Genomic DNA, 12,664 nt, shown 5'->3' with positions numbered 1-12,664 from the left:
GCGGCGGGTTGCTGGCGGCTCGCGTGGTCAGATCGTCGCGCGGCGGAACACGACGCCGTGATTGCGGTGCAGCCGGGTCCAGCCGAAGTAGGCGCAGACGCAGATCGTCAGACCGGTCAGCAGGCCGCTGAGCACACCGCGCGACAACAGACCGGCGTCGACGCCCCAGTGCAGCACGCCGAGGCTCATGCCGGCGTCGAGCAGGCGCGAGCAACCCCAGAGCACGCAGATTTGCGCGAACAAACGCCGGACTTTTCGATCATGAATCAAGGTGGCGGGCAACGTCACAAAGTCCTGGGCGAGCTTGAGCGTGATGGGCCGGCCCACGGCGGCACTACCGAGGAACAGCGCGGCCATTACTGCCGAACCGACCACCGGCTGCAGCAAATAAATGTAAACACTCGATAAAGCCATTGCCGTGCAAGACCGTGCGACAACAATTCCGAATGCCAAGACCAAGGTGCCGGGCAGGCGGCGCTCGGTGACCCAGCGGACCGCCAAAGTTGCTACGCACCAACCGATAATCGCGACAAATCCCCAAAAAGCCCCAACGGTGTGCAGGCACGCGTAGAGCAAGGCCGTCGGAACCAGAACCGTTTCCAGAAGTAGCCGCAGGCTGTGCTTTGCGGCCGCCGGGAGATGTGGGATTTCGATTACTCGCGGTTGGTTCTCAATAAGCATTAGCTACCAGGGATCTGCATTAGGCGACGGCGGTTGAACTAGATGATAGGCGCTCTCGGCGCATTTATCGCGGGTGAAGTTGTGTCAATTTTGTGATCACCGCTGGCGTAGAAGGACAGGGCGAGCATCGAATGTGACAGTCCCGCAACACCTACCGCTATCAACGTCAGTGCCCCGACCATGCCCGCAAGAGATCCCGGATCCGTGGGAATTTTCACGTCGAACGCCAGCATTCCGATGATGTAGCTCGCGACCGGGTTGGTCACGCTCATCGCCGCGATTGCCCACGGCAGTGGCCCACCGGCGAATGCGGCCTGTTCGAGCAACAAACCGGTCAACGTGGAGGCAGCCAACAAATACCCCGGCCAGTCGGTGGCGGTGGCGCCGATCCCGCGGTCCACCAGGTCGGTCATGGTCAGCTTCATGAAGACGGCACTCATCGCAAAGCACAAGCCCGCGGCGATCGCCACCAGGTGTGCGGCGGTCTGGATGGCGAAACGAGTGCTGATCAGCGCCAGGATGACGACCAGCACCGCGGCCGAGGCGACCGACAGGATGATGCGATCGCGCCGGGGATCGCCTGCGAATGGCGCGGCGCCCTGCGTGGTGAGCAGCAGCGCGAGACCGCCGGAGACGGCCAGCGCGGCGAGCCAGTCCCGCCGGCTCGGCCGTCGGCGTTGTTCCGCCGCAGCAAACGGGAGCGAAAACAACAGCTGCGTCGACATCAGCGGCTGCACCACGGCCACCGACCCCAGATGCAGCGCGCCCGCCTGCGTCAGGAAGCCGCACAGGTTGGTCAGCCAACCGCGCAGCCAGGTTGTGCTGCGCAGCAGCCGCCGCACCAAACCACCGATCCCCGGCACCCACGCCGCCGACGGGTCTACGGCGACCACCGCACGAGCCGCGCGCTGCTGCAAGTACGCCGCCGCCGCGAACAGGAACGCGGCGAGCACGCTCAGCCCGATGACGATGATCACGGCGGCACCTTACGGGCCTCCGCGTCGCCGAGCCGAATCGACTGCCCGAAGCGGTCGGTGAGCCGCCGGTAGGCGCTCGGCGCCAGTGCCCGGACAGTTGGGGCGACCCGTAGCCAGCGCGGCGCCCAGGCCTCGGCGCGCCCGGTTTCGATCTGCCGGACGACCGCGCGGGCGACGGCGTCGGCCGGAATCGGACGCGGTCGCTCGCGGTCATACGGTCGCCCGCGCGCAGCGAAGAAGGCGGTGTCCACGACGCCCGGCACCACCACGCCGACTCGCAATCCGGTCCCGGCCGCCTCGGCGCGCAGGCTTTCCGCGAACGCGTCCACGCCGGCCTTGGTCGCTGCGTACGCGGCTTCCCCGGCCACGCCGGTACGCCCCGCCACCGAAGTGACGAAGCAAATGTGGGTCTGAACCCGCCGAATCATGTCGGGTAGCAACATCCGGGTCAGCTCCATGGGCGCCAACAGGTTCACTTCGACGATATGCCGGATGCGCTCGACCGGCATATCGGTGAGCGGGCCTGCCCAGCCGACCCCGGCATTGTTGACCAGGATGTCGACGGCGCCGCACACCTCACGCACTTGCTCGACGAGCTGCTGACGGCCGCCCGGATCCGCGAGGTCCGCGGCGACGGCCGCGCCACCGATCCGGTCGGCAACCTCGCGGGTGCGGTCCGGATCGCGACCGTGCACCAGCACGTAAGCGCCACGACTAGCGAGTTGGGCGGCTACCTCGGCGCCGATACCGCTGGATGCGCCGGTGACCAGCGCACATTTGCCGGTCGGTAGCACCGAAACCTCCCCGCGCTAGTCGTCACCGTCCTCATCCTGCTTGCGGGCGAGCACCGGAATCCGGCCGCCCGCGAGCACGGCCTCGACCTGTCGATCAGATAGCCGATGCCGTACAGCATAGGAGTGGTCCTTGTCCGAATTGTGCACCTGCAGATCCGGACCGCCGGGGAGTGACTCGCGCAATCCTTCGAGGACCAGGGTGTCACCTTCGTCGATGTCGTCATAGTCCTCGTCGTTGGTGAATTCGAGCGCGAGGATGCCGAAGTTCGCGAGGTTCTGCCAGTGAATTCGGGCGAACGACTTGGCGATCACGGCGTTTAGCCCGAGGTAGCGCGGCGTGATGGCCGCATGCTCGCGCGAGGATCCCTGGCCATAGTTGTCGCCCGCCACCACGATGTGGCCGCCGGCGTCCTTCAGGTCCTTCGCACGCTGCGGGTAGTCCTCGTTGACCTGAGTGAAGGTGAACTCGGCGAGCTTGGGGATGTTCGAGCGGAACGGCAGCGCCCGCGCCCCCGCAGGTGAGATCTCGTCGGTGGAGATGTTGTCGCCGAGCTTGAGCAGCACCGGCGCCTCTATGCGGTCGGGCAGCGGTTCGAAGTCCGGCAACGCGGAGATGTTGGGGCCCTTGACCAGTTCTTCCTTCTCGGCCTCTTCCTGCGGCAACGGTGCGGTGAGCATGTCGGTGTCGATTGTGGGCTGGCTGGGCAGTTGCAGGCTCGGGTAGTCCATGCTCAGCTTCTCCCCGAGGTGGCGGGGATCGATGATCGTGCCGGTAAGCGCTGCGGCAGTAGCGGTTTCGGGCGAGCACAACCACACCGAGTCTTCCCTGGTGCCGCTGCGGCCGGGGAAGTTACGCGGCATCGTCCGCAGTGAATTCGTGTCCGACGCGGGCGCCTGTCCCATCCCGATACAGCCCATGCACCCCGACTGGTGGATGCGCGCGCCCGCCGAGATCAGGTCGAAGGTGGCGCCCATCTTGGTGAGGTCCGCGAAGATCTCCCGGCAACTCGGGTTGATGTCGAAGCTCACCGAATCGACTGTTTGCCGGCCCTTCACCATCGCGGCCGCGATCGCGAAGTCCCGTAGACCGGGGTTGGCCGATGAGCCGATGACCACTTGACTGACCGGCGTGCCTTCCACCTCGCTCACCGGAACCACGTTCCCAGGTGAGGACGGTTTCGCGATCAGCGGTACGAGTTCGGATAGGTCGATCTCGTCGGTGATGTCGTACTCGGCGTCGTCGTCGGCCACAAGCTCACGGAAGTCGTCGGCTCGGTCCTGCTGTTGCAGGAACTCGCGCACCGCATCGTCGGCCGGGAAAACCGTTGCCGTGGCACCCAACTCGGCGCCCATGTTGGCGATGACGTGGCGGTCCATCGCGGTCAGTCCGGCCAGACCGGGACCGTGGTATTCGATGATCCGGTTGAGTCCGCCCTTGACGCCGTGCCTGCGCAGCATTTCCAGGATGACGTCCTTGGCCGATACCCACGGCGGCAACTCGCCGACCAGGTTGATGCCCCAGATCTCTGGCATCCGCAGATAGAGCGGTTCACCGGCGATGGCCATGGCCACTTCAAGGCCGCCGACACCGATCGCCAGCATGCCCAGCGAACCGCCGGCGCACGTGTGCGAGTCGGAGCCGATCAGCGTCTTGCCCGGTTTGCCGAAGTGTTTCATGTGAGTCGGGTGCGAAACGCCGTTACCGGGCTTGGAGAACCACAGCCCGTACCGACGGCACGCGGACCGCAGGAAGGCGTGGTCTTCGGCGTTTTTCTCGTCAGCCTGCAGCAAGTTGTGGTCGACGTACTGGACGCTCACCTCGGTCTTGACGCGGTCGAGGCCGATGGCCTCGAGTTCCTGCATCACCAGCGTCCCGGTGGCGTCCTGCGTCAGCGTCTGATCGACGCGGATAGCGATTTCATTGCCGGGTTCCGGCTCACCGGAAACCAAGTGATCGGCGATCAACTGTTTGGCTACGGGCTCGCTCACACCGAGCACCTACCCGCTAGTGAAGCTTCCTAATCGGGCCGAGCGGAGACCTTCGTGAGCATCGCAGCGGAGCGAGGAGCGGAGCGCAGGTCGCAGCGAGCAATCGGATCCGAGCGGAGACCTTACTGAGCATCGCAGCGAGCAATCCAATAAACCCATGCCGTTACCTCATACGCGTTGTGGGTACTCCGATCTCATACCCCGGATGGCAAAAGCCCCGGGGAGGGACACCGTTGGAGGATCGTCATGGTTGATGTCCATCGGCAAGGACGCCCGCGCGGCGGTATGGTGCGCATTCCTCGTAGCCGCGGCGCGGTAAGTGGGTTCTTGCTCGTTCTGCTTGGTATTTGGGGTGCGCTCATTCCGTTCATCGGACCACTGGTGCATTGGGCATATACGCCCGATGTCGCATGGACTTGGACGTCGGCGCGCGGCTGGCTCGAAGTTCTGCCCGGTGCGGTGACGTTCTTTGCCGGCCTGATTCTGTTGCAAACCGCCAACCGCGCGGTCGCACACTTCGCGGGCTGGCTTGCAGCCGCTTCGGGGGCGTGGTTCGTGATCGGATACACCTTCGCGGGGCCGATCGGTGGACTTGGCTCCATCGGTGATCCGGTGGCCACCGGCGCGTGGAAGACCGCGCTGCTGATCATCAGCTACTTCACCGGTTTGGGTGCGGCGATCATCTTCTTGTCGGCGTTCGTCCTTGGTCGGATGTCGGTGCGCAGCGTGCGCGACCTTGCCTACGCCCAGACCGTGGAGCCGGCCGTTGCCCGTCGTGGACCGGTGGCGCGGCACGAGTCCGCAGTTGCCGAGCCAGTGCGCCACGCGCATCCGGGCGAGGCACCGGTAGCGGGCCCCAGCACAGCCGCGGCTGCCGCACCTGCGGCGGGCGGTGAACGGGTGGCCCCGCCGACGGCTACCCACCGCGCCGACGAACCGGCGTCCGCGCGCGATACTGCCGCGACGCAAGGCGGGACGGACACACGCGGCGGGACGGATGCACGCGGCGGGACGCAGACACGTGGCGGGACGCTGCTGAACCGGCTGCGGGACCGCATGTCACGCAAGCAAACCGCAGGGCACGGTAGCTGATTTCACCGAGCGCGAGCGCATCCGTGGCTATCGTCAACCACGATGCGCTCGCTTCGGTTGCCCATCCCAGACCTTCCGCCCGACTCGTTTGCGGTGGTGATGGCGTCTGGGATCGTGGCAATTGCTGCCCGCGACCAGGATTGGCGGACCCTCGATCAGGTGTTGACCGCGATTGCGGTCGCGGCCTTCGCTGGGCTCGTGGTTGCGGGTCTGCTGCGCGTCTCACGCGGACGGGCGCCCTTCAGTGGCAGCCGGCGAATGCCGGCCAACGACCTGCGGGCGCTGACGTTCGTCGCCGCGTGTGCGGTTCTCGGTGCGCGCTGGCCGCACGAATCGGCATGGGTGGCCGCGGTGCTCGTCGTCGCCGGTCTTGCCTGGATCGTGCTGGCGGTCATGCTCATTCGTGCGGTGCACCGGCACTCACACACCTACCTGCGCCATCGCGCCCGCGGCGCTTGGCTGCTCGCCACCGTGGCCACTGCGGGGCTGTGTATCACTGCGAGCGACCTGTATTCGGACACTTCGGTCACCTTCGTGCTCGCGATAGCGGGCGCGGCTTGGCTGTTGGCGCTTCTGGCCTACATCGTGGTGGTGTCGCTGATCCTATGGCGGGTCTGGCGAGAGGGTTCCATTCCCGCGCTTTTCACCCCGGACGCGTGGATTCTCATGGGCGGGCTGGCCATTGCCACCCTCGCTGGTGACAAGTTCGTCTTCGCGCTCGAATCAGCCAGCGCGGCAGCGACACTCACAGACGTCATCAAGGCGGTCACGGTGGTGACATTGGTCGTGGCCACGGCCTGGATTCCCGTCCTGATTGTCGGGGAAATTCTGTATATGCGCGATCACCACTGGACCACCCGCATCGACACCGCCTGGTGGTCGGCGGTCTTTCCGCTCGGAATGTATTCGGTGACAACGCGAAACAGCGCACGCGAGCTCGATCTGCCGTTTTTGTCCACGGTGTCGTTGGTGTTCCTGTGTGTTGCGCTGGCGGCCTGGGCAATTGTCGGCGTGACAATCGTCGTCAGCTGGTTGCATCGCCGGCTCGCGTGGCGGTGACCGACGGGTTTGTCCGTTGTGCCCGTGGGTAATCGCAGCGCGGAGGTAGTGCAGATGAGCGCAGGCCGGGTTGCGATGCCGCAGGTTGCGATGCCGCACGTCGTGACACCGCCGCCGGCGCAGGCGATTACGCATTCCGAGTTCGTGTCGCGGGTCTTGATCGCGGCGGCGGCACCGGAGCGCATCGGCAGCGCCCTGGCTCAGGTGATCGGCGACCGCATCCAAGTCGGGCCGCTGGCGATCGGGCCCGTCGGTCTTGGCACGGTGAGCGCGGTCGCTGTCATCGAATCCATCGCCACCGCGCCCGCCGAGGATCCGACTTGGGACATCGAGATGTCCGCGACCGTGCGGCTGCGCGTCCAGCTCGGTATCGCGGGCGCAATGACCCGCTTCACGCTGCTGGTGCACCTGCCAGTCCGGCTCAAGCTCCTGCCGGAAGCGCCATGCGGGTTGTTTATCGAGGTCGAACCATTGCTACCGGCCGACGTCACGGCGAATCTGTTGCCGACCGACCTGCCCTCGTGGGTGCTCGACAAGTTCGGCAACGTCAGCGTTTTCGCCGCGGAAAAGATCGCCGACTACGTCAACTCCGTCCTCACGCGACCCGACATCGTGGCGCTGCGGCACGTCGACGTCGCCGCGCTGATCGAAAAGGCGTTTACCGCCAGGGTGGTGGCACCCCTGACGCGCCGGACCGCCTGATGGGCCGTTGGGGCCCCGTGCCCTGTGCGTGAATTTTCACCGCGGGCGGTGAAAATTCACGCACAGGGGGTTGGGGGTGACGGGTGTCAGTCAGTGGTACTTCGTCAGGTCGTACACGGTCGCGCTGCCCACCGTGGTCGGCGTGAAGTGCGCGGCCACCCAGTCCGCGATGTCCTGATGCCCGCCGAACCGGTCCAGCATCGCGCTGAAGTTTTCGCCGCCGCGCGCGTCGCCCTTCGCGGGCTTGCCAGGCTGCGGCATGCCCGGGAGGTTGGGTCGCGCCTGCACGATGTAGTAGGTGACCTCGTGGTTGCGGACGTAGTCCTGGAACTGCGCCAGCGTCGGCACCGGGTCGTTCATGAACCCGCCGATGGCCATGACGGCGGTGTCGCTGGACAGCTCGAGCGCCGCAGCCGACGATGACCGGTCGATGGCGGCCGACCACTTGGTGTGCGTCGCACCAAGCATCGCGTCGAGGGCGGGATTGTGCGAGCCCTCGCCGAAGAAGGCCGCGAACGCCCGCATACCGGCGTCCGAATCCGCCGGACCCACCGACGGGCTGCCACCCGTGTGCGGTTGTCCGAGCGTGGCCACCGCGTACGCAGTCGAACCGGCCAGCCCGGCCACCAGACCAAGCGCCATGAACCCGACCGAGAATCGGCGCATGCTCGACACCGCAAGAGCCACCGCGGCCAGAATCGTGACCACGAGAATGACCCAGCGCAACCATGGGAACCAGCCCGAATTTCGCTGCAGCAGCACGAATCCCCAGACACCCGCGGCCAGCACGAGCGCGGCGCTGCCGTAGCGGCCCAGCGCACGATCGCGCGCCGACCACATCTCGTGCACACCGAGGCCAACCAGACCGGCGATCGCCGGGGCAACGGCCAACGAGTAGTAGGCATGGAACATGCCGTTCATGTAGCTGAAGACCGCGCCGTCGACCAGCAGCCACAGTCCGAAAACGATCGCGGCACCGCGAACCAGGTCAGTGCGTGGACTACGACCGCGGGCGATGAGCACCAACACGAACGACAGCAGTGCCGCCGGTAGCAGCCAGCTGATCTCGAAGCCAATCTCGCCGTTGAACAGACGGCTCACGCCCGTGGCGCCCGCACCGAATCCGCCGTGTCCGGCGTGATGCGGAAGCTCGAAACCCTTGGGCAGGTGGAAGTTCTCCGGCATTCCGTGGCCGCCGCCGGGCATGCCGTGGTTACGGCCGAGGATGCGCGCGAACCCGTTGTAACCCAGCACCAGGTTCATGAAGCTGTTGTCCGTCGAACCGGCCATGTATGGGCGCGACGATGCCGGCCACAAAATGGTCAGCAGGACATACCAGCCTGACGAAACGACCAACGCGGCCAATGCGCCCGCCGAGTGCAGAATCCGCTTGCGCAACGTCGTGGGAGCAACGATCAGGTAGGCGATGCCGAGCGCCGGCAACACCATCAAGCCTTCGAGCATCTTCGCCAAAAAAGCGAATCCCAGGGCCACGCCGGCCAGCGCGAACCAGGCCGGACTGGCCTTCTGTAACGCGCGAATCGTGCAGTAGGCGCCGGCCATCATGAGCAGCACCATGACCGCGTCGGGGTTGTTGAACCGGAACATCAGCGCGGCCACCGGCATGACAGCCAACACCGTCCCGGCGAGCAGGCCAGCACCTCGACTGCTGACCCGGCTGACCGCGCCGTAGAGGAGGGCGACGGCAGCGACGGCCATGAGCGCTTGCGGAACGAGCATGCTCGCGCTGCTGAAGCCGAAGATCTGGCCGGACAAGCCCATCACCCATTGCGACACCGGCGGCTTGTCGACAGTGATGAAGTTTCCGGTGTCCACCGAACCGAAGAGCAACGCCTCCCAGTTCTTCGAGCCGGCCCACGCGGCGCCGGCGTAGAAGGTGTTGCCCATCCCGTTGATAGTGATGTTCCACAGGTAGGCGAACGCAGTGCCCGCCAGCAGCACGATCAGGCCGATGCGCTCCCACGCCCGCTGGGAAAGCCCGCAGAACCGAGGCTGGTCAACTGGTTCTTGACCGCTCGGGTCGGTGATCGGCGGTTCTATGGTCGTCACAGTCACGGCGACGAGTATCGACGCCGGAAGCGTCGTGGACCTGTGCCCAGCCTGTCAACTTCCTGTGAACGGATCAAGAAAGGTCACGGAAGGTCATCAAGAAGCCGATCGCCACGACCGGCACCGAGATGCCGTAGATGGTGTAGCGAACGGCCGCCGGGGCGTCGTACGCCGTGGCCAGGCCGGAGCTGATCCATGCCGCGACCATCATCAGCGCACCATAAAACGGTGTGCGTTGCGGGTGTTCGCCGCGGGCCATGCGGTGAGTATGCCCCGTTGGCGGCCGCGCATTCGCTACCCGGCTACACCGTTGGCTCCCCACGCCCGGGACGCGAACCGGCCACATAAGACGCGAACTTAACCGCCGAACTCTTCGCGCAGCTGATACTTCAGGATCTTGCCGGCCGGATTGCGCGGGAGAGCGTCGACGATCTCGAGGCGCAGTGGAATCTTGTAGCCGGCCAGCCGCTCACGAGCGAATTCCCGCAGCTCGTCGAGGGTGAGGCTGGTATTCGGCTTCAGCGCGGCCACCGCAGTGACGGCTTCGCCCCACTTCTCGTGCGGCAGCCCGAACACGGCGACCTCCGCGATGGCCGGATGCTGATACAAGGCACTTTCCACCTCGGCCGGGTAGACATTCTCACCGCCGGTGATGATCATGTCCTTGACCCGGTCGACCACGTAGACGAAGCCGTCGTCGTCCATGCGGCCGACGTCGCCGGTGTGGAACCAGCCCTCGGGGTCGATGGCCGCGGCGGTCGCATCCGGGTTGTTCCAGTAGCCCTTCATCACCTGCGGTCCGCGCACACAGATCTCGCCGCGACCGCCGGGGCCGACCGGATTGTTGTCCGCGTCGACGAGGCGCACGTCCGACAGCGGCAGCACGTGGTGGCCGGCGGCACCAATCCGCTCGGCCGCCTCGTCGGTGCGCACCACCAGCGCCAGCGGCGCCGTCTCGGTAAGGCCGTAGCCCTGCGCGAATGGAATGCCACGCTCGCCGTACAGCGTGATCAACGCCTCCGGGACCGGAGCGCCGCCACAGATGAAGTAGCGCACGCTGGCCAGGTTGGTGTCGGCGAAGGTCGGTACCTGGCTCATGAACAGGAACATCGCCGGGACACCGAACATGGTGGTGACCCGATGGGTGGCAATCAGCTCCAGTGCCTTAGCCGGGTCGAAGGCCCGCATCAAGACGATCTGTCCGCCCTTTTGCAGGGTCAGCAGCGTGGTCACGTTCAGGCCACCGATGTGGAAGAGCGGCGCGCACACGAGCGAGACGTCGCTCTGGCTGATGTCGAAGGACAACAGCGCATTGACGTTGTTCCAGAACAGGTTTCCGTGGGTGAGCATGGCGCCCTTGGGCCGGCCCGTGGTGCCTGAGGTGTACATGATGACTGCGACGTCATCCGCTTGCGGGTGCTGCGGTTGGTCGATGGGCGCCTGTGCCGCGATCACGTCGTCGAGCGTCTCCCAACCGGGTGTCGGCGTCAGCGCGAAGGTGCGCGCGAGGCCGACGTCGCCGCGGATCTGGTCGATCACCGCCGTATGGTCGGCATCCGCGATCAGCGTGTGCACGCCGGCATCGGTGAGGATGTAGCTCAGTTCCTCACCGGTGAGCCGAAAGTTGAGGGGCACGAAGATCGCGCCGGCCCGCGCCGCGGCAAACAGCGTCACCAGGAAGTCGGGATGGTTGAGACCGAGATAGCCCACCCGGTCCCCGGGTTTCACCCCGCCGGTTGCTAATGCCGCGGCTAGTCTGTCGACGCGGTCGAGCACTTCGCCGTAGGTCGCCGTTTCGCCATCGAACGCGATCGCCGGGCGGTGCGGGCTCGCCGCCGCGCGGCGAGCGATCCACGATCCGAGATCCATCGGCACGCTGCTCATCGTCACTCCTTTGATGCGTAAAGTGCCTCGTGCAGGGTCGCCGCCCACTGTTTCACGATTTGGTTCCGCCGCGCCGAGTCATCGGTCAACACGTCGGCCAGACCCAGTCCGCGGGCCAGGTCGAGCGTGGCCTGCACCAACTGATTGGCAGCTCTGTCCGATTTCTCCACGCCCAGCGCCTTGGCCGTCACTCGGTGCGCGACCCGACCAAACTTCGCCTCCAGCGGAACGATTCGCTCCCGCAATGTCGGATCGGCGGCGGCCGCGGTCCACACCTGCAGCGCCGCCTTGAAAAACGTGCTGGTGTAGGAATCGACCAACCCCGCCACCACCGCCTCGGTCCGGGCCGGTCCGGAAAGGTTGTCGCCCAGGGACCGCGTCTCGTCGAGCGCATACAGGATCCGGCTGTCGAACATGAACTCCAGTGCCGCCGTGATCAGATCCTCGCGGGTGGGGAAGTGATGCTGCGCCGCTCCACGTGAAACACCGGCGCGTTCGGCGACCACCGCCACCGTCGTTGCGCTCCAGCCGATCTCGGCCAGACAATCGATGGTCGCCTCGAGCAGACGCTGGCGAGTGACGCGACTGCGATCCTGCTTGGGTTCGCGAACCGACGCGGTCACGTCACTCACCTTTCTACTGGGCCCAGCTCGGCGGGCGGCGCTGGAGGAAGGCGATGATGCCTTCGCGCGCCTCTTCGGTGCCGAAGAAGCGGGCCGAGCGATCGGCAAGTTCGGTTGCGGACCGGTCGAACTCTTCGAGCATCGCCGCATTGACCAATCGCTTTGATTCTCGCAGACCCTGCGGCGAGCCCTTACGCAGTTCACCGCACAGTCGCGCCACCTCGGCGGCCGGATCGTCGGCGGCAATCGTCACGAAACCGAGCTCCACCGCGGTTGCCGCGTCGAACTTCTCGCCGGTCAGGTAGTAGCGACTCGCCGCGCGCGAGGTCAGCCGCGGCAACACGGTCAGCGAAATCATGAACGGCGCCACCCCGACCCGTGCCTCGGTGAGCGCAAACGTACTGCTGGGGCCGGCGACGACGATGTCACAGGCTCCGACTATGCCCATCCCGCCCGCGCGGACGTTGCCGTCGATCTGCGCGATCACCGGCTTGGGGAGCTCGAGGATGCCGCGCAGCAGGCCGATCACCGCGCGGGTGCGTTCGTTGGCCGCGGTCTCGGGATCGGAATTGGCCGCCTCGCTGAGATCGGCCCCCGCGCAGAACGTATTGCCGGTGTGCGTCAACACGATCGCACGCACTGCGGTGTCTTCGGTCGCGTCGTGGAAGCCCTGCTGCAGCTCAGCCAGCATGCGGGAGGAAATTGCGTTGCGGTTGTGCGGCGAGTCGAGGGTGATCGTCGCGATACCTTGTTCGACCTGGTATTGGACCAGCGCTTCGGTAGTACTCATGCT

At 66.0% G+C, this 12,664-nt stretch carries 12 protein-coding genes; 3 read left to right on the top strand and 9 right to left on the bottom strand.

Annotated elements, in window-relative coordinates; all coding sequences use genetic code 11:
- Window positions 1-27 precede the first annotated feature (27 nt).
- From FOS14_RS07810 to FOS14_RS07795, 4 genes are all read right to left on the bottom strand, one after another.
- Window positions 28-357 (bottom strand): hypothetical protein, encoded by a 330-nt coding sequence (locus FOS14_RS07810; RefSeq protein ID WP_143769735.1) that lies wholly within the window; start codon window positions 355-357, stop codon window positions 28-30.
- 362 nt (window positions 358-719) lie between these two features.
- Window positions 720-1,658, bottom strand: a complete 939-nt coding sequence (locus tag FOS14_RS07805; RefSeq protein WP_143769734.1) for a DMT family transporter — start codon at window positions 1,656-1,658, stop codon at window positions 720-722.
- Window positions 1,655-2,452, bottom strand: coding sequence for an SDR family oxidoreductase (locus tag FOS14_RS07800; protein WP_143769733.1), 798 nt, complete (start codon window positions 2,450-2,452; stop codon window positions 1,655-1,657). Before FOS14_RS07800 ends, FOS14_RS07805 begins: the two co-directional genes overlap by 4 nt.
- A 15-nt stretch (window positions 2,453-2,467) precedes the next feature.
- Window positions 2,468-4,441 carry an aconitate hydratase gene (locus tag FOS14_RS07795; RefSeq protein ID WP_143769732.1) on the bottom strand — a complete coding sequence of 658 codons (1,974 nt, stop codon included), beginning with the start codon at window positions 4,439-4,441 and terminating at the stop codon, window positions 2,468-2,470.
- A 246-nt stretch (window positions 4,442-4,687) separates the two neighbouring features.
- On the opposite strand from FOS14_RS07795, the gene FOS14_RS07790 reads away from it, so the two are divergent.
- The 3 genes from FOS14_RS07790 to FOS14_RS07780 are packed head-to-tail and all read left to right on the top strand — an operon-like array spanning window position 4,688 to window position 7,294.
- The gene (locus tag FOS14_RS07790; RefSeq protein ID WP_143769731.1) at window positions 4,688-5,533 is read left to right on the top strand and encodes a hypothetical protein; all 846 of its coding nucleotides are present in this window, start codon (window positions 4,688-4,690) and stop codon (window positions 5,531-5,533) included.
- Window positions 5,534-5,575: 42 nt separating this feature from the next.
- The gene (locus FOS14_RS07785) at window positions 5,576-6,592 is read left to right on the top strand and encodes a tellurite resistance/C4-dicarboxylate transporter family protein (protein WP_143769730.1); all 1,017 of its coding nucleotides are present in this window, start codon (window positions 5,576-5,578) and stop codon (window positions 6,590-6,592) included.
- Window positions 6,593-6,646: 54 nt separating this feature from the next.
- Entirely contained in the window at window positions 6,647-7,294 is a 648-nt protein-coding gene (locus FOS14_RS07780; RefSeq protein WP_143769729.1) for a hypothetical protein, read from the top strand.
- 90 nt (window positions 7,295-7,384) lie between these two features.
- On the opposite strand, the gene FOS14_RS07775 is transcribed toward FOS14_RS07780, so the two are convergent.
- The 5 genes from FOS14_RS07775 to FOS14_RS07755 all read right to left on the bottom strand — a co-directional run bounded on the left by FOS14_RS07775 (window position 7,385) and on the right by FOS14_RS07755 (window position 12,661).
- Complete coding sequence (locus FOS14_RS07775; RefSeq protein WP_255450150.1) at window positions 7,385-9,370, bottom strand: glycosyltransferase family 39 protein; 1,986 nt, start codon at window positions 9,368-9,370, stop codon at window positions 7,385-7,387.
- Window positions 9,371-9,437: 67 nt separating this feature from the next.
- Window positions 9,438-9,623: a hypothetical protein gene (locus tag FOS14_RS07770; protein WP_143769728.1), complete on the bottom strand. Its 186-nt coding sequence runs from the start codon at window positions 9,621-9,623 to the stop codon at window positions 9,438-9,440.
- Between the two features lie 98 nt (window positions 9,624-9,721).
- Window positions 9,722-11,248, bottom strand: a complete 1,527-nt coding sequence (locus tag FOS14_RS07765) for a long-chain fatty acid--CoA ligase (RefSeq protein WP_143769727.1) — start codon at window positions 11,246-11,248, stop codon at window positions 9,722-9,724.
- A gap of 2 nt (window positions 11,249-11,250) precedes the next feature.
- On the bottom strand, window positions 11,251-11,871 hold the full coding sequence (locus FOS14_RS07760) for a TetR/AcrR family transcriptional regulator (protein ID WP_143769726.1): 621 nt from the start codon (window positions 11,869-11,871) through the stop codon (window positions 11,251-11,253).
- Between the two features lie 13 nt (window positions 11,872-11,884).
- The gene (locus tag FOS14_RS07755; protein ID WP_143769725.1) at window positions 11,885-12,661 is read right to left on the bottom strand and encodes an enoyl-CoA hydratase family protein; all 777 of its coding nucleotides are present in this window, start codon (window positions 12,659-12,661) and stop codon (window positions 11,885-11,887) included.
- Window positions 12,662-12,664 lie beyond the last annotated feature (3 nt).

This window comes from Skermania sp. ID1734 (assembly GCF_007489285.1).
In the GTDB taxonomy this organism is placed as follows: domain Bacteria; phylum Actinomycetota; class Actinomycetes; order Mycobacteriales; family Mycobacteriaceae; genus ID1734.
The sequence above is the reverse complement of the archived record's forward strand: the minus strand, read 5'-3'. Positions and strand labels throughout refer to the sequence as shown.

Excerpts from the sequence above, each read along its gene's own strand:
- FOS14_RS07810 (WP_143769735.1), bottom strand. The coding sequence starts at position 357 with ATGGCCGCGCTGTTCCTCGGTAGTGCCGCCGTGGGCCGGCCCATCACG.
- FOS14_RS07755 (WP_143769725.1), bottom strand. The coding sequence starts at position 12,661 with ATGAGTACTACCGAAGCGCTGGTCCAATACCAGGTCGAACAAGGTATC.
- FOS14_RS07770 (WP_143769728.1), bottom strand. The coding sequence starts at position 9,623 with ATGGCCCGCGGCGAACACCCGCAACGCACACCGTTTTATGGTGCGCTG.
- FOS14_RS07790 (WP_143769731.1), top strand. The coding sequence starts at position 4,688 with ATGGTTGATGTCCATCGGCAAGGACGCCCGCGCGGCGGTATGGTGCGC.
- FOS14_RS07780 (WP_143769729.1), top strand. The coding sequence starts at position 6,647 with ATGAGCGCAGGCCGGGTTGCGATGCCGCAGGTTGCGATGCCGCACGTC.
- FOS14_RS07765 (WP_143769727.1), bottom strand. The coding sequence starts at position 11,248 with ATGAGCAGCGTGCCGATGGATCTCGGATCGTGGATCGCTCGCCGCGCG.
- FOS14_RS07785 (WP_143769730.1), top strand. The coding sequence starts at position 5,576 with ATGCGCTCGCTTCGGTTGCCCATCCCAGACCTTCCGCCCGACTCGTTT.